The organism is Brevibacillus laterosporus (genome assembly GCA_007833815.1).
In the GTDB taxonomy this organism is placed as follows: Bacteria; Bacillota; Bacilli; order Brevibacillales; family Brevibacillaceae; genus Brevibacillus_B; species Brevibacillus_B laterosporus_D.
The window spans coordinates 3,537,621-3,556,741 of sequence record CP033464.1 but is presented as its reverse complement, the minus strand read 5'-3'; the positions used below and the strand labels follow the sequence as shown (position 1 = coordinate 3,556,741).

General features: G+C 37.2%; 19 protein-coding genes and 2 pseudogenes. 4 read left to right on the top strand and 17 right to left on the bottom strand.

Going from position 1 to position 19,121, the window contains the following annotated elements; translation table 11 throughout:
• Positions 1-147: 147 nt before the first annotated feature.
• The gene (locus EEL30_18230; GenBank protein QDX94056.1) at positions 148-753 is read right to left on the bottom strand and encodes a TetR/AcrR family transcriptional regulator; all 606 of its coding nucleotides are present in this window, start codon (positions 751-753) and stop codon (positions 148-150) included.
• 312 nt (positions 754-1,065) lie between these two features.
• On the opposite strand from EEL30_18230, the pseudogene EEL30_18225 reads away from it, so the two are divergent.
• From EEL30_18225 to nadE, 3 genes and pseudogenes are all read left to right on the top strand, one after another.
• Positions 1,066-1,457 (top strand): annotated as a pseudogene (locus EEL30_18225) (hypothetical protein).
• Positions 1,458-1,474: 17 nt separating this feature from the next.
• Entirely contained in the window at positions 1,475-2,113 is a 639-nt protein-coding gene (nadD, locus tag EEL30_18220) for a nicotinate (nicotinamide) nucleotide adenylyltransferase (GenBank protein QDX94055.1), read from the top strand.
• Between the two features lie 2 nt (positions 2,114-2,115).
• Positions 2,116-2,613, top strand: a pseudogene (nadE, locus tag EEL30_18215) (NAD(+) synthase).
• A 78-nt stretch (positions 2,614-2,691) separates the two neighbouring features.
• On the opposite strand, the gene EEL30_18210 reads toward nadE, so the two are convergent.
• From EEL30_18210 to hutG, 10 genes are all read right to left on the bottom strand, one after another.
• A complete protein-coding gene (locus EEL30_18210; protein ID QDX94054.1) occupies positions 2,692-3,594 on the bottom strand; it encodes a CPBP family intramembrane metalloprotease in 903 nt (300 codons plus the stop codon).
• A gap of 393 nt (positions 3,595-3,987) precedes the next feature.
• Positions 3,988-4,374, bottom strand: a complete 387-nt coding sequence (locus EEL30_18205) for a hypothetical protein (protein ID QDX94053.1) — start codon at positions 4,372-4,374, stop codon at positions 3,988-3,990.
• Positions 4,375-4,400: 26 nt separating this feature from the next.
• Positions 4,401-4,817 carry a hypothetical protein gene (locus tag EEL30_18200; protein QDX94052.1) on the bottom strand — a complete coding sequence of 139 codons (417 nt, stop codon included), beginning with the start codon at positions 4,815-4,817 and terminating at the stop codon, positions 4,401-4,403.
• Positions 4,811-5,269 carry a hypothetical protein gene (locus EEL30_18195; GenBank protein ID QDX95818.1) on the bottom strand — a complete coding sequence of 153 codons (459 nt, stop codon included), beginning with the start codon at positions 5,267-5,269 and terminating at the stop codon, positions 4,811-4,813. Before EEL30_18195 ends, EEL30_18200 begins: the two co-directional genes overlap by 7 nt.
• A gap of 74 nt (positions 5,270-5,343) precedes the next feature.
• Positions 5,344-5,778: an alkyl hydroperoxide reductase gene (locus EEL30_18190; protein QDX94051.1), complete on the bottom strand. Its 435-nt coding sequence runs from the start codon at positions 5,776-5,778 to the stop codon at positions 5,344-5,346.
• A 4-nt stretch (positions 5,779-5,782) separates the two neighbouring features.
• Positions 5,783-7,633, bottom strand: a complete 1,851-nt coding sequence (locus tag EEL30_18185) for an ABC transporter ATP-binding protein (protein ID QDX94050.1) — start codon at positions 7,631-7,633, stop codon at positions 5,783-5,785.
• A gap of 2 nt (positions 7,634-7,635) precedes the next feature.
• Positions 7,636-8,121 carry a hypothetical protein gene (locus EEL30_18180; GenBank protein ID QDX94049.1) on the bottom strand — a complete coding sequence of 162 codons (486 nt, stop codon included), beginning with the start codon at positions 8,119-8,121 and terminating at the stop codon, positions 7,636-7,638.
• 508 nt (positions 8,122-8,629) lie between these two features.
• The gene (locus EEL30_18175; protein QDX94048.1) at positions 8,630-9,289 is read right to left on the bottom strand and encodes a helix-turn-helix transcriptional regulator; all 660 of its coding nucleotides are present in this window, start codon (positions 9,287-9,289) and stop codon (positions 8,630-8,632) included.
• Positions 9,290-9,941: 652 nt separating this feature from the next.
• Entirely contained in the window at positions 9,942-11,129 is a 1,188-nt protein-coding gene (gene gltS / locus EEL30_18170) for a sodium/glutamate symporter (GenBank protein QDX94047.1), read from the bottom strand.
• Positions 11,113-12,099 carry a formimidoylglutamase gene (gene hutG, locus EEL30_18165; GenBank protein QDX94046.1) on the bottom strand — a complete coding sequence of 329 codons (987 nt, stop codon included), beginning with the start codon at positions 12,097-12,099 and terminating at the stop codon, positions 11,113-11,115. The genes gltS and hutG overlap by 17 nt, the downstream gene beginning before the upstream one ends.
• A 117-nt stretch (positions 12,100-12,216) precedes the next feature.
• Here hutG and EEL30_18160 point away from each other — a divergent pair, with 117 nt between their 5' ends.
• Complete coding sequence (locus tag EEL30_18160) at positions 12,217-13,101, top strand: LysR family transcriptional regulator (GenBank protein ID QDX94045.1); 885 nt, start codon at positions 12,217-12,219, stop codon at positions 13,099-13,101.
• A gap of 730 nt (positions 13,102-13,831) precedes the next feature.
• Here EEL30_18160 and EEL30_18155 read toward each other — a convergent pair.
• The 6 genes from EEL30_18155 to EEL30_18130 form a co-directional block, all read right to left on the bottom strand.
• Positions 13,832-14,122, bottom strand: a complete 291-nt coding sequence (locus EEL30_18155) for a hypothetical protein (protein ID QDX95817.1) — start codon at positions 14,120-14,122, stop codon at positions 13,832-13,834.
• Positions 14,123-14,402: 280 nt separating this feature from the next.
• The gene (locus EEL30_18150) at positions 14,403-14,822 is read right to left on the bottom strand and encodes a MarR family transcriptional regulator (protein QDX94044.1); all 420 of its coding nucleotides are present in this window, start codon (positions 14,820-14,822) and stop codon (positions 14,403-14,405) included.
• Positions 14,823-15,019: 197 nt separating this feature from the next.
• Positions 15,020-15,505, bottom strand: a complete 486-nt coding sequence (locus EEL30_18145) for a GAF domain-containing protein (protein QDX95816.1) — start codon at positions 15,503-15,505, stop codon at positions 15,020-15,022.
• Positions 15,506-15,630: 125 nt separating this feature from the next.
• The gene (locus EEL30_18140) at positions 15,631-17,940 is read right to left on the bottom strand and encodes a hypothetical protein (protein QDX94043.1); all 2,310 of its coding nucleotides are present in this window, start codon (positions 17,938-17,940) and stop codon (positions 15,631-15,633) included.
• 28 nt (positions 17,941-17,968) lie between these two features.
• Complete coding sequence (locus tag EEL30_18135) at positions 17,969-18,703, bottom strand: VanZ family protein (GenBank protein QDX94042.1); 735 nt, start codon at positions 18,701-18,703, stop codon at positions 17,969-17,971.
• Between the two features lie 3 nt (positions 18,704-18,706).
• Complete coding sequence (locus tag EEL30_18130) at positions 18,707-19,033, bottom strand: PadR family transcriptional regulator (protein QDX94041.1); 327 nt, start codon at positions 19,031-19,033, stop codon at positions 18,707-18,709.
• Positions 19,034-19,121 lie beyond the last annotated feature (88 nt).

Below are 19,121 nucleotides of genomic sequence, written 5' to 3'. Positions count from 1 at the left end.
ACGCGTGGTGTCTCATCGGCGTTAAAGTCTGCAAGGTTGCTGTCTGTAGAAATGACTCGAACAGGTACAATCTCAGGTAGCCTAATTAGATGTTTTTTAAAACCGATCGGTCTGTTTTTGTGCAATAAAGCCACCAACGGCTTTATTTTAGACAGCTTGGCATAGTTCTAAAGCAAGAAACGATCTTAGATGAAGCACTGCTCTATTCATGTACTTCGGGTTCCTGTATAGTTTGCTCAGCATTAGCGCCCCCTCCAGCGTGGAGATAAATACGATCGCCACAAATTCGGAGTCTACACCTTGGTTAACCTCCCCCTTCTCTATGCCTTTCTCAACAAGATTGCGAACCATTCCGAGCAAATCCTCCATTGCTACACAAGCTTTTTCTCGTAGCAAGAGGTCTGCGTCATCTGCCTCAATCGCTGCATTCATAATAGGACAGCCACCAGGCAAGAGTTCGTTTTCAGCAAGCTTTTCAAATACGGAAGCGATGGAAAGAAGACGTTCCATGCAGCCTTTTTTTCCTGCCAGCGCTTCAGAGTAGAATTGGCTCATCGTGTGAATGGAAAAGGAAAAAGCGCTCAGCATCAGTTCTTCTTTATTTTCGAAATGGTTATAAATCCCTCCTTTTTTAAGACCAGTCTCGTGCATTATGCCAGATATCGAAGAAGCCATATATCCTTGGCGGTTAAAAAGTTTCGACGCTTTTTGCACGATCAGTGCTTTGGTTTGTTCTCCCTTACGATTAGCCATGAATCCACTTGCCTCCATTTACCGAAGATATACGTCATTTTTTAAGACCGATCGGTTTTTTTATTATACAACTTGGTCGTATATTTGCAAAGCGCAAAAAATGATCAGCACACCTACTTCTTTTCTTTATCAGAATTACATTGTTAGAATGGGAACATATCAACTTCCTTGGTACGTATACGTTCGATCAAAAGTGGAGGGCTAGCCTTGATTCATTGTTACCACTTATATAAGGAAAAATCGATGCCGGTAGTCCTTAGCGTACAGGATATCGTTTTTTTCAGTCAATCAGAGCTTAGATTAGAGTACAAAATCCGCAAAAAAGTATATCGCTATATCCATGTTTGCTATAATTGTAAACAACCTAATGTATGCTTTATATAAAAAGGATGTACACCGCACACAAGTTGTATTTGATGATTTTTACCGCCTCATTGATATCGTAGAAAATCTCTACTTTAATGAGAGTGACATTGATTATCTGCGGTCCAAAAAAATGTATGAGGAAGATAGCATCTCGAATTGTGACAGCAGCTGATGGGCAAAGTGTTATTGAAATAGGAAATAATGCCATTACAGTAGCGAAACGGATGGAAGAACGTGGACAAAAGCTTACTGGTATTCGATTAGATAGTGGTGATTTAGCCTTCTTATCAAAGAGACCGCGAAAAATGCTTGACAATGCGGGCTTTCCAAATGTAAAAAAAAGGGGGAAACTTTAATGCGTTATGGCATTTATGGAAGTAGTTTTGATCCAATCACCTATTCTCATCTTTTTACAGCTGCTGCGGTGGCGAAACGCAAACGTCTCGATAAAGTATTCTTTGTTCCCTGCTCCTCTCTGCGTAGAGATAAAATTCTTCAAACAGAAGATCACCACCGGTTGAAAATGCTTGAACTCGCCTTAGAAACATGCAAAAACAAGAAGAACAGCTCTGGTGAAGCTCTTTTTGAAATCTCTACTGTTGAAATGAATGCCTTGCCTGGAGAAACATACACCTACGATACAATGAACTATTTTAAAAAGATATATCCGCAAGGTGAATTCTTTTTCATCATGGGAGCAGATTTATTAGAAGGAATATCAACTTGGGGTAACGCCGAAAAATTAGTAAAGAACAACAAGTTCATCGTCATGGCACGGGAAGGATATCACTCCGATGATTTAATCGCTAAGGACCCGTTATTACGTAATAACGACGATAATTTCCTTACGATGTCTAAAGGAATTAGTATGGGGATTAGCTCTAGCTATATTCGTGGTGAACTTCGCAATGACGGTGAGGCTAGTTTTCTCTTACCTGACGAAGTATTGAACTACATCAAGAAGCATCAATTATATGTGAAGGAGGTTCGTTGAGGATGAATAAACAAGTAGAGATTAATCAATCCTTAAATGTTCATATAAATACGCTACCAGAAACAGAATATCGTGACAGGGTACGTTGTTGGGATAAGCGGCGGTATTGATTCAACCTTGGTCGGTATAATGGCTCGTGTTGCTTGCGATGAGCTTACTCAAGAAACGAATGAAGGTTCTGTTTGATTTAGCTGCACACTTAGGATTATTAGTCCTTGGGACTGATCAAGCGGTCGAAGCAGCTACCGGATTCTTCACAAAATATGGTGATGGAGGAGCGGATATTGTTCCTCTTTCCGGTCTGACAAAAAGTCAAGTCAGACAAATCCTGCAATCCCTTGGAGCACCAAATTTTTTATGTTTGAAAATTCCTACAGCAGACCTTGAAGATAATCGTCCTCTGCTTCCTGATGGAAACCGCTCTTGGCTTTTCTTACGACGATCTAGATAACTATTTGACACTTCAGCCTGTAGCTGCTGAAATCGCGAAAATAATCTAACCCTCCGGAAGATTATATTTACCGGAGGGTTAGATTATTTTACGATATCAATTAATATACTTACTTTATATCTTTACTTCAAGCACTTGAAAGTTCATCTCTTCTTTTCCAAAAATAGAATGCTATTATCGTATAAACGGTCGCTAATCCTATGCCAAATTCCGTTGTAAATAATTTTGTGTGTTGTTTATCAATTGTAATAGGATCAAATAACCCCTGAATAAAGCAATTATGAGATGCATGAATGATAATACCAGTCCACATGCTTCCCGACTTCATTCTTAGCCATGTTGCTATAAAGGTTATTGAAAAAATACTTATTGTGAAAAAAATAAATGAAGATAATACTGAAATTCCGTTATTGTAATCACTGAAAAGCAAAGGAGGGTAATGATATATATTCCATATGACACCGGTTATGATAGCTGTTTTTGTATATGAAAATTTTTTAAACAACTCCAGTACAAGAAAACCTCTCCATCCTATTTCTTCACCTATAGCTGACACTCCACTGGCCACAACACCTATGGTAGCAATCGATAAAATGTTAACTATACTTATCTTACTAAAATCGATGCCTCCAATTCCTGTCTTCCATACTATTGAATAAACAAGTATAGCACTAACTAATGGAATACCATAAGATATCACTACATACTTTCCTTCACCTAATTTCCAACCTAAATTTTTTACATTTTTATCAAACAAAAGTTTAACAGTAATCGCTGAAATGGCAGGTACCCACATTAGTAAGAAAACATATAATCCATTCCCTTTTAAACCAGCACTAATGATTTTATAATATGGAAAAATTCCCAATAAAACAATCAGCGTTAAAAAAAGAAAAATTTTCTTCCTGCGTTTATCCATAACACATCTCTCCTTTACCATTAATAAACCTTTTTTGCAACAAAATAGGTTTGATATTCCAGCATTCTTCACCACAAACACGCTACTAATCGGAAGCAAGAAAGTTATCATAATAACTATTCTTTGTTCCTTCTACTCATGATTTTTTATTTTTAAGTACTCGACAACTTAGCTTGACTTGTAGCGGAAGAGTGTATGTCATTTCATTTACCAAGCGTTATGGACATTTCCAATCCCATTTAACGTTTGTTTCTAGCCAGTCTCCAATACGTGTACTAGGAATTAGTAATATCCCATAAAGATCGCAGTGCCGCATAGACGTTTGTTCGCGATACGATTACATGACACGATGCCACAAAATCCTTGGTATCACCCAGATTCTAAAGCTGCTTTCGTTTCAAAAGTTTTTTTCAAAATAAAAAGCTACCATCCTAAATTGGTAGCTTCCATAAATACGATTGCTCTATATGTTACTCACAATTAGAAAATAGTCATATGTTACTACTACATATGTTCCATACGTACCTTTACTGGATAAGTCGTTGCCACTTCTCCATCATAGTATAGCTCAGCTGTATACGTCCCTTCTAGACTAAGTACCATAGACATGTTTAAAGATGTTTCCATTGCTGAAGATTGGTCTTCTTTGCGCTCATGATACATCGTTACGGGACTCGAAATTCCAACATCTTTTCCATTACGATCTTTTATTTTTAGTTGAAGTTCAAAAGTTGCCTGATCAGGTAGCTCTTTCAAAGCAATGAACATATGAAATGTATGCACATAAGGTAGTGCTGGAACTGTAATTTCATTTATGATATGCCCTACTATATGTTTTTTATGTTCTTTTCTAAAAGTGGCTTTATCTACGACTAGTAATTGACTATTCATGTCCTGGTAACACCTCGCATTTTATCTTAATACATGTGAAAACGTACTATCCATATTTTTTTAAAAATCGCATGATAGGTAAGGTAAGCGGGAAAGGCAGAAATACCTAAATCATCAGATATTATCCCTTGTTCATCAACTCGTAGCTTCGTTTGTTCGTTTACTTGGCGTGAAAATACCCTTGCTTTCCATTCAGGTGCCTTATAGATGACGTAAACCTGATACTCGGGCAAGCGACGGTTCATTTCACTAAGATATTCAGCGTTACTAGGATCAGTATAAGACAAAAACAAAAAGACACTTTTATCATGTAATTCCGTTATCTCCTCACTATCAGACACATAGATTTGTAGATAATTTTTATAATAAAAAGATTTTATAATCCTCATTCCTATGATAAAAACAAGTATGATGCCCCAAAGACTGAGCATGAAATTTACCATGGTACAATCATCCTTATTTTCTTTTGTATGTTATGCAAAATATGTAATTCCTTATAGACATGTATGAGAAAAGCTACTGAGATAAGATAAAACATGATATGTTCTTGGGCATATGGTAACGTCTCTACATGATTGGCAATACATATTCCCCATATAGCTCCTACTAACAGGATACTATTACGAAAGATTGCCAGCTTCATGTTTGTCTTGTTCGTACTGACTCCAAAACAGCTACATGCAAAATTCTTTTTCTGCTTAATAGCTCTCACAAACAACGCAATAAAAAATATCATCACCAAGGAAGTCAGAATAAAAGCGGCATGTAAAAATACTAATTGAGAAAAACAAACCGCCAGAGCTAATTCCATGATAATAACCAGATAGGAAGTGATTGCTACATATTTTCTGGATATTACATCAAAGTGTACAATAGCCTGCTTAAAATCAAACAAAGAAAGGCACTTCGTAACAGCCGAAACAAAAAAGAGGAACGAAAAACCATACGGGAGCAAGAGAAGATACAACATCATGGTAATAAAGCACTTTCTACTATTTTACGAAAATCCTCCACATGATATATATCCCCTTTGCTAATAATCACACCCTGAGAATCGGTAACAAGAAGAAACGGGTGATAGGTAATCTCAAAGATTTCGCTCATTTCTTTATGTTTGAGTTGAATAACCGGGAATTCCCACTCAAAATAATCAGCCATTTCAGCATGATCCTCTATTTCTCCGTCTGAAAAAAGGTAGAGTTGCATATCCTCACACTGACTTATTGATCGAAGGTGAGGTAGCAAATCAATACAATAGGAACAAAAAACAGAGACAAAAACCAATGCTGCTCCCTTAGGTAAAAAATTCAACTCTACCTGTGACGAATCCCAATTTGTGAAATGAATCTGTGGAATCTTTGTGCCTATTTCTAAACCAGTATCACGAACTAGTTTTTTAGACATCGTATTATGACCCCCTACTTTCGTAAACTAATTCTGAATTATACCACTCGCTTTGGCGTTCCCATGTCTGAAAATATTCACCTTTTGCATCCATCAATTGCTGATGACTCCCTTGCTCGATAATACTTCCTTGCCGCATATAATAGATACGATCTACCTTTTTTCCGATTCCAATTCGATGGGAAATGACGATGAGTGTTTTATCTTTAGCTAAGTCTAGGATATCGTCAAATACTTTCACTTCACTGTTCGGATCTAGGGCGGAAGTCGGTTCATCTAAAACTATAAAATCCAGATTACGATATAATAGTCGAGCTAGTGCAATTCTTTGCCATTGGCCACCTGACAAATCCACCGAATCCTCATGGATATCACCAATCATGGTAGAAAGACCATTTTCTAACTGATAAAAATCTTGTATATTCAGATGTTCGAGAAGATGATATAACTCCTGATCATCTTTCTTTTCATTTTCCAAGCAGATATTTTCATGGATAGATATCTTGTACTTCATAAAATCCTGAAAGATAGCTCCGCACCTTTTCCATAAGCCAGCAACATCTATCTGTTTTTGTTCCACACCATCATAAAAAATCGTGTTATCTGGAGCATGATATAAGGCTAGCAATAGTTTGATCAGCGTTGATTTTCCAGCTGCGTTATCCCCGATAATAGCAATCTTCTCTCCTTTTTTTATAGAGAGATTGATGTTATGAAGAGCTGGTACTAGCCTATTTGGATAAGTGAAGGTTAAATCCACTACCTCTATACCTTGCTTTAGTTGAAAGTCTGTTGTTGCCACTTGTTTATCCTCTACGCTTTGAGTGGTAGAGTCCATCTTCTCATATTCCTCTACGTAGCGCAGGTTCTCTAGTAGATTTTTGCATTGTAAGAACAGAGACAGGATATTTCTTTCTGCCAAGGAGGCAGCCAAAGATACCGCAATGAAATCCCCAATGGTCATCTTCTTATCAATAACAAGAAAGACCATCATAATCATAATAATTAATCTGCTACACATCGATAACAGACTACTTATCAGTTCTGGTCTTACATTTAATTTCGTAATATCTATGTTCATGTTCATGATGTTTGTTTTCGATCGTAGCCATTTATCTTTAAAAAAGGAGAAAGCTTGCATGAGGAGAAATTCCTTTTGTGCCTCTTTTTTTACTAGTAGATCTCTAAAGTATGTAGTGAGGTTATGGGCGCGAGCCATCTGCATATTCATCGTTACAAGTGGATCGATAACCTTAAACACAAATACGCTTTTGGCAAGTGAAAACAAAATGATAATAACACCTATGAGCCAATAACCACTAACCAACACATAAATGGAAAGTACGCCTGTAAGTAACGCCTTTACACATTGTACCCCTGTTTGAAAAGTGGCTTGTATTTTCATCAATCCAAGTGACCATATCTGTAGCTTTCCTAAAAAGCTGGGATGCTCACGTTCTAATAAACCCATACTTGCCAGCTTGTTAAATAGTATTTGTTCCCTATAAATGGAAAATTGTTCATCACATTTTGTATTATAGAATCGCAGGAAAAGTTCAAAGCCCTCCTGAAGCAGTTCTAGGAAGAGCATCATTCCAATTCCAAGTAGTGCAAGGTATACTTGCGAACTTATAAGATTGTTAATTGTATATTTGTTCACGATAATGATTGCGTTTGATTGAAGAGCAAGAATTATACTTAAGGAAACGACCAAAAGCATATAGGTTTTATTAAAATTCCAAACGATTTTGCATGCATACAGCATCAGGCTTTTTCTATGTTGCATGCTCTGAAAAAATCCCAAGCTCTCTTTCTTGCTCGTTTTATTTACAGAGTCTCTGTCATTCACATTCATTTTTAACAACTCTCCAAGGAGTAATAAACTTGAAGAAACGGTTCCATTCTCATTTCAAGCGACTCTACTTCATTACGAAAACTACCGCAAGTGATAATTTGACCTACACGATTCATAGCAATCATAGTGGGAACCAACTCTATAAATAGTTTTTCTCCTATTTCTTTCAGATCCGTTAACTCGATCGGAAATGAAATCCCATACTCTTCTCTTATCTGTTCCTTATATTCCTCTGAACCATATAAGAAAATCATATAAGAAAATTTATTGTATTTGTCAGCGAACTCTTTTATGGCATCATATCTACAAAATTTGCATGATTCACTCATTATGTAGATAATTGTTCCACAAGCTTCCTTACGAACCCATGTAAAGTCTACGGATGATCCATCTTTCATTAGATTCATTTCTTCTGGAAAAGAACTACCGATCTTTTCAAAAAAACGATCTGGGTTTTTAAGAAACTTTTTATGATTGTCTGTCCCCATTATTAACCCTCCACTTCAGATAAAGGACTAGGAACACTCTATATTGGTATAGAGTGTTCCTTCCCTTTTTATCCTAATCTATGTGTTTATTCTAACACTTGGTGCTCCACTCTGTTTTGCAATACACATTAAGACCATTCATGCACACAGCATAAACATGTCTATAATATTTTTTCTCTACTGGGTGACACTGATAATCTTGATAAGCCCAATTTTTAACTGCATCTGGACATTCATATTGGCATCCCATACCTTTCATCCTCCATTCACATGTTTAAAATTTTTTAAGTTAACTTACATTTCAACTGTGGTGCTCGGGATTACACTCTATTCCATGGAAGAACGCGCTAGAGATATAAAAACCCTCGAACCACTTTGAAAAAATCACCATTTTAGATTACCATGATAAAAATATCATTTATTTTCAAATGGTAACTTTTACAATTTTTATTATATTCTATTCACAAATAATTAAAATCACCTTTACGGGGGATTTTTGTAAGTATCGTTATACAAACGTTCTAATTAAGTCTACTCTGTTGTTTACACCAACTTTGTTGTAGATATTTTTCACGTGTGTTCGAACTGTCTCTACCGAAATAAAATGATGTTTTGAAATATCTTTGATAGAGATATTTTCAAGAAGACAATAGGCAATCTCACACTCTTTCTTGGTTAGCTGTAAGTCTTTGAATTTCTTCTTCAATTCCTGCTCCTTGTGGGAAGGTCCGGCATTATTTAATCGCCTTTCCACTGTTTTTATGATGTAGCAAAAAATATTTACTATGTAGGAAATATGCTCTTCTGACTGATAGTTCAAGCTAACATACCCCTTTTTTTTATTATTTATATACACAGGACTTCCTAGACTGATCCATCCCTGCAGTGATTTTGGATACATTTCTTCTCCATAACGAATAGCAGGAGCTTTTGTAAAGGTTGCTTCTTGGATCGTCTTCATTGAGAGCGCTATCATTTTTTTCTCGAAAGAATCATCATTTCTCATCTCACCATGTGAGCACATGAAATCTACGCTTTGTGCATCCTTATTTGTTACAATGAAAAAATGAGGATTATGAAAAAAAGGCTGGACAAAATGAATTTCTTCTTTAACATAAACGAGCAAATGGTTTATTGTCACTACCGGCATCTTTGAATGTTGTTGCAACGATAACACCTCGCTATTTATATTTCCATAAAACTTAACATATATTGGAATTTATCACAAAATAAGTTATATGCTTTTTCGAAATAATAACATACAATTTCAAAAAATCGACACATTTTCACTAGTAACGGAAAAATGCACATATTCATATGTATGTGCAACTTTTTGGAATATCAAGCGCTGAAACGTGTAGTACTGTTGCTGGGATATAGGCTTTTGCCATCAAATTCCGTTACCAAAAAGGCCCATTTGCTATAGTTCTTTCCTAAAGGAAAAAATTTCAACAAATGGGCCTTTTACATTGGATGTTAGGTTAAGTTTTAATTATTTTAAAATAAATCAATTTTAACCATGATTCTCCCTTGGGATCATATTATTAACAATCTCTCTCAAATTAGCTTTATACAAGAAATTCCCTTCTCTAAGAATCAACACTTAATCCTGACGATCCTGAGATGTTAGGATTAAAAAAATCCATTTCATCGTTAGATATTTTCGCCAAGTGAAAGTCGGTATCGTATTTGTCATAGAACAATAAATGTTAGAAAATAAACTCAAAAAAGGAACCCTACAGGTTCCTCAGAATGCGGATAGAGCCATCAATGCAGACTGAACTATTTCTAAATGTTTCAGTTTCGATTTTTTCGTCATCTTATTTAAATAAATTTATCGTTGTAATAATGATCGGCATGCCGAACACATCAATGAGAAAGGCACCTACAACGGGAACGACTAGGTAAGCTTTTCGTGAGGGCCCAAAACGCCCAGTCACTGTAGCCATATTCGCCATTGCATTTGGTGTAGCGCCAAGGCCATGTCCTGTAAAACCTGCGACCATTACTGCGGCGTCATAGTCTTTGCCAAGCAACCGGAACAAAATGAAAATACCAAACAGGATGATAAATACAACTTGTACAAACACGATCAATAGCATTGGAAGCGCAAGATCAGCTACTTCCCATAATTTTATGCTCATAAGTGCCATGGACAGGAAGATTCCGAGTGTCACGTCACTAATCAGGTTGATGCTCTTCATGTCAATTGCATTCGGATTAAGTTTATCTACGATGTTACGGACGATGACCGCCACAAACATAGCTCCTACATAATTAGGTAGAACAAAGCCGGTTGCTGATGAGAACAGCTCTCCTAAATACGTTCCTAATGCCATACAGAATGTAATGAGCAGTACTTGGATGAAGAAGGTATTTGTCGTAATCGGTTGTACTTTTTCTTCAACATTCTCTACCTCATCTTCTGTTTCAGTCGGCTTTAGATCGTATTTTGAAATTAAATATTTTACAGTCGGTCCGCCAACTAAGCCCCCGGCTACGAGGCCAAAGGTAGCTGCCGAGATCCCAATAGCCAACGCTGATTGAATTCCCATATCTTCAAGGGTTTGTCCAAATGCGCCTGCCGCACCATGTCCACCTTCCATGGAAACTGACCCTACCATCATCCCAATTAGTGGATGAATGCCGAACAACGAAGCCAAGGAGATACCAATCACGTTTTGTGCTAAAGCCAAGAATCCGCAAGCAAGCCAGTAAATGACGAGCAGCTTACCACCTAATTTGATGAGTTTAAAGCTTGCTCCCAACCCTACAGTTGTGAAGAACGTGAGCATGAACAGGCTTTGAAGTGAAGTATCCAATGTAATTTCCAAAAGTCCCGTCGCTTTCAGGGTCGTCACAATGATTGCAAATAATAGCCCTCCAACAACTGGTGCCGGAATACAAAACTTTTGCAGAAATCCCGCTTTTTTTACTAGGAATGTTCCTAATACTAGTAGTGCTACCGCGAGAAATATCGTATTTACTTGATTAAGTGCTAAAGTCATAGTTGTTTCCCCCTAAAAATCTCATGATAGCTTCATTCGTCAAATAAGCACCTAATTTTACTGTTCTTCCGTTTTCATCTAAGACAGGATTCACTTCACAAATATCGAAAGAAAGCGTTTTCTTATGAGCTGCAACTCTGCGAATCAAGGTTCGGGCCACCATTGGTGTTAATCCAAAAGGAGATGGAGCACTAACTCCCGGGGCAAATGCTGCATTTAAAACATCTGTACAAAGTGTGAGCATGACATGATCTTGTTTTTCTATGAATTCGTTTAATGCAGAAATGATGTCATCCATCCGTTCTTCAGTTATATCTTCTTCATAAATATACTGGGTACCGAGTTCGTCCGCTTTATCAAATAATTCCTGTGTATTACCGAAACGCTGGATCCCAAGCACAAAATAACGGCTATTTTTGTCATTTTCTAATATTTGCCTAAACATCGTCCCAGATGAAGGCTGATTTTCATAGGAGCGTAAATCGAAATGAGCGTCTATATTGATGATTCCAAGCGTAGCATCTTTTCCTATATGTTTTCGAACACCTAAATAATGTCCATACAGCGTTTCATGTCCTCCGCCTAAAATAATGGGAGTCGCCGATTTTGAAAAGATTTCAGAAACTGCCAGACCCAATTCTTTCTGGGCATCTTCGAGTTTTTCGTTTTGACAAAGAATATTCCCTACGTCGATAATACGTTTACCTTCCTCCAGTTTCCAAGGAAGACTTGCAAGTGCTTGCCTAATAGCATTCGGAGCTTTGGCTGCACCTAATCGGCCTTGATTGCGCCTAACTCCTTCTTCACATTCAAACCCGATAATTGCACAGGTGTTATCCTTGGAAGTCTGCAATCTATCTAAGTCAATCAATTCCACAATTTGATGGTAGCGAAAACTGCTTCTTCTTTCCGTATGATCAGTCCTACCGGTCCATAAATCAGCTGAAACATTCGTTGGCACTTTGTTCATCCTTTCTGAAATTTCTGAAGTAGATTTGTTTTTGATTATATAATGACAAACTTATTATTTCAAATATATAATTCAAATAAATTAATAGTTTAAAGCTATAAATAAGGAGGAGATTTTTTGGACATAAAACAATTGCATTATTTTGTGACGATTTCCAATCAGTTGAGCTACTCCAAAGCCGCACAAAAACTGCATATATCACAGCCTTCTTTAAGCAACGCTATTAAAAATTTGGAGCAAGAGGTCGGATCACCACTGCTTGATAGAAATACGAGAAAAATGGAACTGACTGACGCTGGTAAAATTTTATATAAAAAATCGATTCTCCTCCTTTCCCAAATGAACATGTTGAAAAAAGAGATGGAAGAAGTAAAGCTGACCGGCAGTGGGGACCTCATTATTGGCATCATTGAGTCAGTGAAGCATTGGATTCCAAAAGTGATCCGTGAGTATCAAGATCGTTTTCCTTCCATTAACATCAAGCTAATTGAAGTGCTGAGTGGAAAAGCTGTGAAGGAATCATTGAGGAAGTATGATACACATTTACTCATTACAAATCAGTATATAGACGAAGCGGATATCGAATCATTCCCTTTATACGATGAAAGATTAGTACTTGTGCTGCACAGGGATCACCCTCTGGCCCAGAAGAAGGAATCCATTCTTTTAAAAGAGTTAGAAAGAGAACCTTTCATAATTAGTACGGAAGGATTTCAAACGAGAGAAGATATTTTAACAGCCTTTACACTTGAACAAATGACTCCGAAAATAAAATTTGAAATTGAACGTTTTGAAACAGCTTTGACATTAGTAAGAGAAAATCTAGGAATTACGATTATCCCCGAAAATTATTTATCTGTACCAATGGATGCATCCATTGTCCAGAAAACAATTGATTCATCAGCATTGGAAAGGACCGTTTATTTAACGTTTATGAAAAATCGTTATTTGGCTCCCGCGGTCCAAACCTTTTTGGAAGATATTCGACGGAACTTTGCTTGACAAGCGAACGACAACATAAAAAACCTCAATTTAAGTCTACTCACCAAGGAGCGACCGCGTTTAAGCGGAAAGTTCTTTTGAAGTTTGACGATCTAGCACAAGAACATAAGGTGTATTTTTCACACGTATTGCAAGACTCTTTGAAAAGCACTTGGGTATCTTTGATAAGAACGCTTAATGCATTAAAGTCCTCCCCCGTTAACTGGAAGGAGGGCAATCGCCATTTAGCCCTCTCTCGCAGGAATCGATACATCCAAGTTATCAACTAAGACCTCCTGCCTTCCCCTGCATAGACAAATACAACAAAAAAATCCTTGTTTGAACAAGGATACAGATTGACGAGAAAGTTCCCTTTTGAAAAAAAGAAGTCTTTTCTCTTAGAAGCGATTCTAGAAGGTTAAAAAAATGTTCAAATTACAAAAAATAAGTGGGGGTTTCTCCACAGCCTGAGGAACCCTACAGGTTCCTATACTATTATTTAATCTTCATCCTCATCCTCTTCAAGTAAATCTTCTTCTGTAATAAATGTTCCTAACTGTACGATCACCTTCTCATGTCCTCCTCAAATGTATAGATTCGTAAATAAGCGATGAAAATCTAAAAAAGATAGTAACAATCAACTCGAATTCTAGTATGTAATTTTCAATTTTAGCAAAATCATTACGTAGATACTGTGATAGTAATTATACCCTTTTATGTCCTTTTGAAGACACGAAAAATTCAATATTTTTCAACCCCTCTTAACATACTGATAAGATACTTTTAGCAATCTCCAACTAACAAAGGATATCAGTAACAATAACCCGCCAAACATTACTGAAATGAGGAAACTAGAAAGCTGTGGAACTTGCCCAAATCCCCAAATGCTCATCTTAATATCAATACCCAATATGTATAGCACCCCGCCTATCACGGAGATAAAGGAGCATATACACATCCCGATCGAGAATACACTAAGCACAGGCATCGCAAACAAACCGACAGCCCCTCTGCAAATAAACTGAATGTACTTATTTTGCATCATATATTTTCCCCTATCTTCTACATTGGGCATAATAAGTCTCGTCTTGACCATCTCTTAAATGAACTAGTTCTTACTATGCTCCGTATTTTTGATTAAGTTTATTACCCTTCATCCGATAAAAATTTTAGTTTATGTATATTTTAATAACTAAAATAATTCACGATTACAATTTAATATATTTATATTTTTTTGTCAACAAAATAAAAAAGATAATAAAAATGAGCTACTCCATCAAGAGGAATAGCTCATTTTACATGCATTCTAATTATCATTACATTTAGTCAATAATTGTTGACAATAATTCGCTCACTTGCTTAAATACATTTGCAATTTCACGTAATTTGTCCTTGGAAAAGCCTTTAAATATATGATTTATTTTCTCTTCACCTTTTTCTGTAAGAACAACCAAAACCACTCTACGATCCTCTTTCGTACGAATCCTACAAACTAATTCCTGTTCTTCTAATTTGTCACACATGGATGTAGCTGCACCTGCTGTAATGAGAAATCTTTCGGATATTTCGGTGATTCTCATACTATTGGATAGTTTCAAATCGATCAGCAACATGACATGATTTTGTGATAAAGTATCATCTTTTGTAATTGAATCAACAAAAGTTTTTGATTTTAGTTGCACGCGACTCATTTCTATCATGATGGAATGAATATCTTGATCAACGGAATGCTTATCTCCCAAAGTAACTTACCACCTTATTTTACTACATATAAATTTCACTGATTAAAATATATATAAGAGTAAGGGTATTGTCAAGAATCGAGCTTACTTATATACACGATCTATTACTATTTCATTCTAATAAACAAACCAGGCGACCTTCTATTCGTGGTTACGCCTGGTTGCAAGTTAATTCTATTCTTTTATTTGTTCCATACTTATAGATACTTTGTTACACGTACTACAAACTCTTCTAAATACTTCTCATCTACCTCGTCAAAACGATCGGTAATCGGGCTATCTATATCTAGTACACCATAAATTTCTTCCCCTTTGATGATCGGAATGACTACTTCAGAGCGAGATGCTGCATCGCAGGCGATATGTCCAGGGAATGCCTGTACATCTGCCACTCTCATCGTACGTCGCTCAGATACTGCTGTTCCACATACACCTTTACCTGTTGGAATACGTGTGCAAGCCGGCAGACCTTGGAATGGACCAAGGGTTAATACCGATTGTTCCTTGTCATATAGATAGAAGCCTACCCAATTTACCTCTGTAAGGAACTGATTTAATAGAGCAGCTGCATTACATAGATTAGCAAGCACATTAGGCTCTCCATCTAATAGCGCATCTAGTTGTTTTAACAGAAGCTCGTAATTTTCCTGTTTATTGCCTGTATATCCCTCTGCTTGAAACATGGATGTAGTCACCTCACGAATAATAGCTAAATGAGATAGTGGGTACATATCCGCTCTCTCTTTTCTTATTATAACGCTTTGTGTTCAAATAGAGGATTAATTTACATATTTGCTTACATTTTCATCTACTGATACACAATCTCCTTATCTGCATCTAAGATAATCAGAGAACTAGCTTTTACGAATTTTCCTTCATATGTGAAATCTTGCTTTGAGAAGTTAGCAATAACCTTCAGATCATCTCCATATGCTGTCATTTGTACTTGGCGATCTTGGGACAAAATCTTATAGTCCGTCATTTCGCGTGTGACCGCCTTTTCATGGAAAGGCGTCCATACAGCCAGATGCTTGGTGATAACTGCTTTGTCTTCTGCCCACTTGTTCTTATCTAGATGATACAGAGGCGGTACATTGTACAAGATTTCGTACATCATGCGATTATGTGCCTCGTCTTGTACCTTGAGGCTACCCCATTCCCAATGATGAGTGGTAATCACTGAATTATTGTACACTAGTTTATAGAAAGGCAACGTATAAGCTGGGTCGAGATAGATATGCTTATATAATTCCTTTATCGGAACAGCTTTTCCTTGTCGCGGTGCCACTCCACCATCAGGAGAATAATAAGCCCCAATGTAATACTTGCTCGTTTTGTCATTCATGTCCTTATCTCCCCATGCAATGACAGGAGTCTCAATTCCGTGAGCATAAGCAATTGTTTTACTTGCGAGGTCATTGCCTCCTTCTGAGCCAATAACCATCTTGTGCTGATCACGAATGTACGCCATACGATCCATTCTAGCCTTAACATCCTGCTCTTGAGTTGTTTCATGTCCAGGTGTATAATCATCAAAAATTTCACCCGTCGCATCACAATCGATAAACCAAGAATTAAACACAACCTCGTTACTCATAATCTCTTTTAAACGCTGCTCAACACTTGGTAGGGATAAAGTTGGATTCAGCTTACGACCACGTTGTAGAAATCCACCAATTTTCTTACCATTCTGATTGGTAATCGTAGCGTTGTTATATAGATTTTGATTATCCGCGAAATAAGCCGTGCGCCACTCTTTGTCTTCCTTCTCATGAATCGAGTGATAGGAATCATATGGACCAATCAAATAGCCCAACTCGTTTGCTTCTTTTACCATGTCAGGATTTATGTAGGCGCTTGACCAATCTGGTAAACCGATCCACGCTTTTTGTATGCCCGCTTTATGCATATCAGCGAGGAGATCACTATTCTTGTCAACTGCCCACTTGTTTACCTCATCTGCGGCTTGTCCTAATACACTTTTTAGTAATTGCTTGTTCAATTCATAAAGGTCCCGCTCTTTTAACTGATTTACTCCCTTTGCAACGAATGCTTTCGCTGGGTCATTCAGTGTTTTAAATACAGTCGGATTGTAAAACTCTCGTAGCTTCAATAGCTCATTAAACATCTGAGTAATGACACGTTTTTGATATTTATCTGCATAATCTTGATTACGTACTTTTTCCAGTTCTGCAACAGCTTCCTTACCCATTTCAAGCTTTGTTGATGCTAAATTTTTAATCCAAGCAAATGTATCAGCTTTCATTGTATTTTTCAGCTGTGGCCACTTAATATTACTATCGCTGATAAATGATTTGTCCCATAAATATATATGTGGTGCCCCGTATAATTTTTCGATGTTAGAATTACTTTTTGCTTTTTCAGCTAGAGTGACATTACCGCCCTCGTCGCTGATTTGCTTTTTGTAAATACTCGCTATACTAACCGGATCATTGTCCGTGACGAAAATTCGGAAGCCATATTCTTTCTTTGAATGAATGCGTGGGAATGAGTGTGTAAAGGAAAAACGAATCTGTGGCTCTACCATGAAGCTGATGTCGCTATTAAACATGTGATCTGCCACATACATAATCGTGTACTTTTGTTTATTTGATGCAAAGAATCTCATGGAGAAGTCCTGTGTAAAGCTCAATTCTTTTTCCTTTAGGAAGCTTTTCCAATTGTTGTCTTTACTAGGAATGTACTTCCCTTCTCCGATCGGTACCATGTAGCTATCAGCTTGAACGGTAGGCCATGTAAAGTGATTTGCATCCTGAGCTGTAGAAATGATTGTAACATGTAGATCGGTCTTTCCTTTTGTAAGCTCAACCTTTACATGCTGATCTGGATACGTCCATGAGACTGCATCTGCTGTTTTCGTAAGGTCAGTTACTTTCTGCTTAGCTATCGGCTCAGATACCCGTTCCTTCACTCCATCCTTGATTACCCATACTTCAAATGTTTCTGGATCAACATCAAATGAAAATGATTTGTAGGCTGCTATGGCCTGAATGCTTTGCGGGGTTGTTCCACTCACATTTCCACTTGCGACTGGTCCACAACCCGTTACTAGTAAGGATGCAAAGAGCGGGAACATGAGATAGGTTTGTTTTTTCATACCAATACACTCCGAATCTTTTCTATTGTTATTGATCATCAAACAATCTATTGCGATACCGATAAACCAAAAACAAGCTCAAGCGGTAACATCCAAATCCACATAAAGCACCGATGCTATTTAACAAGATATCATCCACGTCAAAACTGCCAAGCATAAATAAATATTGAAAGATTTCAACTAATAAGCTTGTCATAAAAGAAAATAGGAACACGCGGTTGACACTAGCAAAGCGAGTAAATAGGATTGGTAGTAAAAATCCCAATGGTATAAATACCAGGATATTTCCAAATAAGTTAAGAAAGATGGTCGTAGCAGAATAATTCTGGTAATGAACAATGTAGTCGCTAATGGTGCTAAATGGTTTTGTGTTCTGAAATACCTTCGTATACTGTGGTACCCCATATTCAATCATTCTCTTTTTCCAAGCAACAATGAATTCTTGTCTTCTCCAACGATCTGGACTTAGAAAAAATAGATAAATAAGGATAAAACCGTATCCACATAAGCCACCCATGAACCATCTACGCCAGTATTGATCCAGAACAGGCATTGCCTCACAGATATGCTTGGAAATCTGCTCTTCTTTACCAAAACGATCCATGGCCATCTGTTCCGCTTGTTTAGTATCGTGTCCTTCTTCTCGATACTCTTCTGCCAACATCCTGAGATGATCGAGTAATTCATCTCTCATATCCCGCTTTTCTTTTTTAGAACAAGGGAGCCTTTTGACGATTTGGTCTACATATTTCTCCAACGTCATCGGTTACTCTCCTCCTTCATAACAAAGCGTAACGAGGCGATGAATTTCGTTCCAGTCCTTCATCTTCTCCTCTAGTAGCTTCCGCCCCTCATTTGTAATCCGGTAATATTTGCGGCGAGCTCCTTCTTGAGATTCTCCCCAATAGGATTCAATCGCTTTATGAGCTTCCAGCCGTTTTAAAGCTGGGTATAGGGTACCTTCCCCAATTTCATATACTTCATCACTTTTCTCTCTGATCTTCTTTCCTAGTTCATAACCGTAATACTCTTTCTGTGAAATCAAGGAAAGTATGAGCAGATCAATGCTCCCTTTAAGAATCTCTTTATTCATAGGTTCAACCCCTTTCCTTTGCAAATACATAGTAATTCATATTACATCGCGTTGCAAGGTATTATATAATAAAAAATATTTTCTAAAT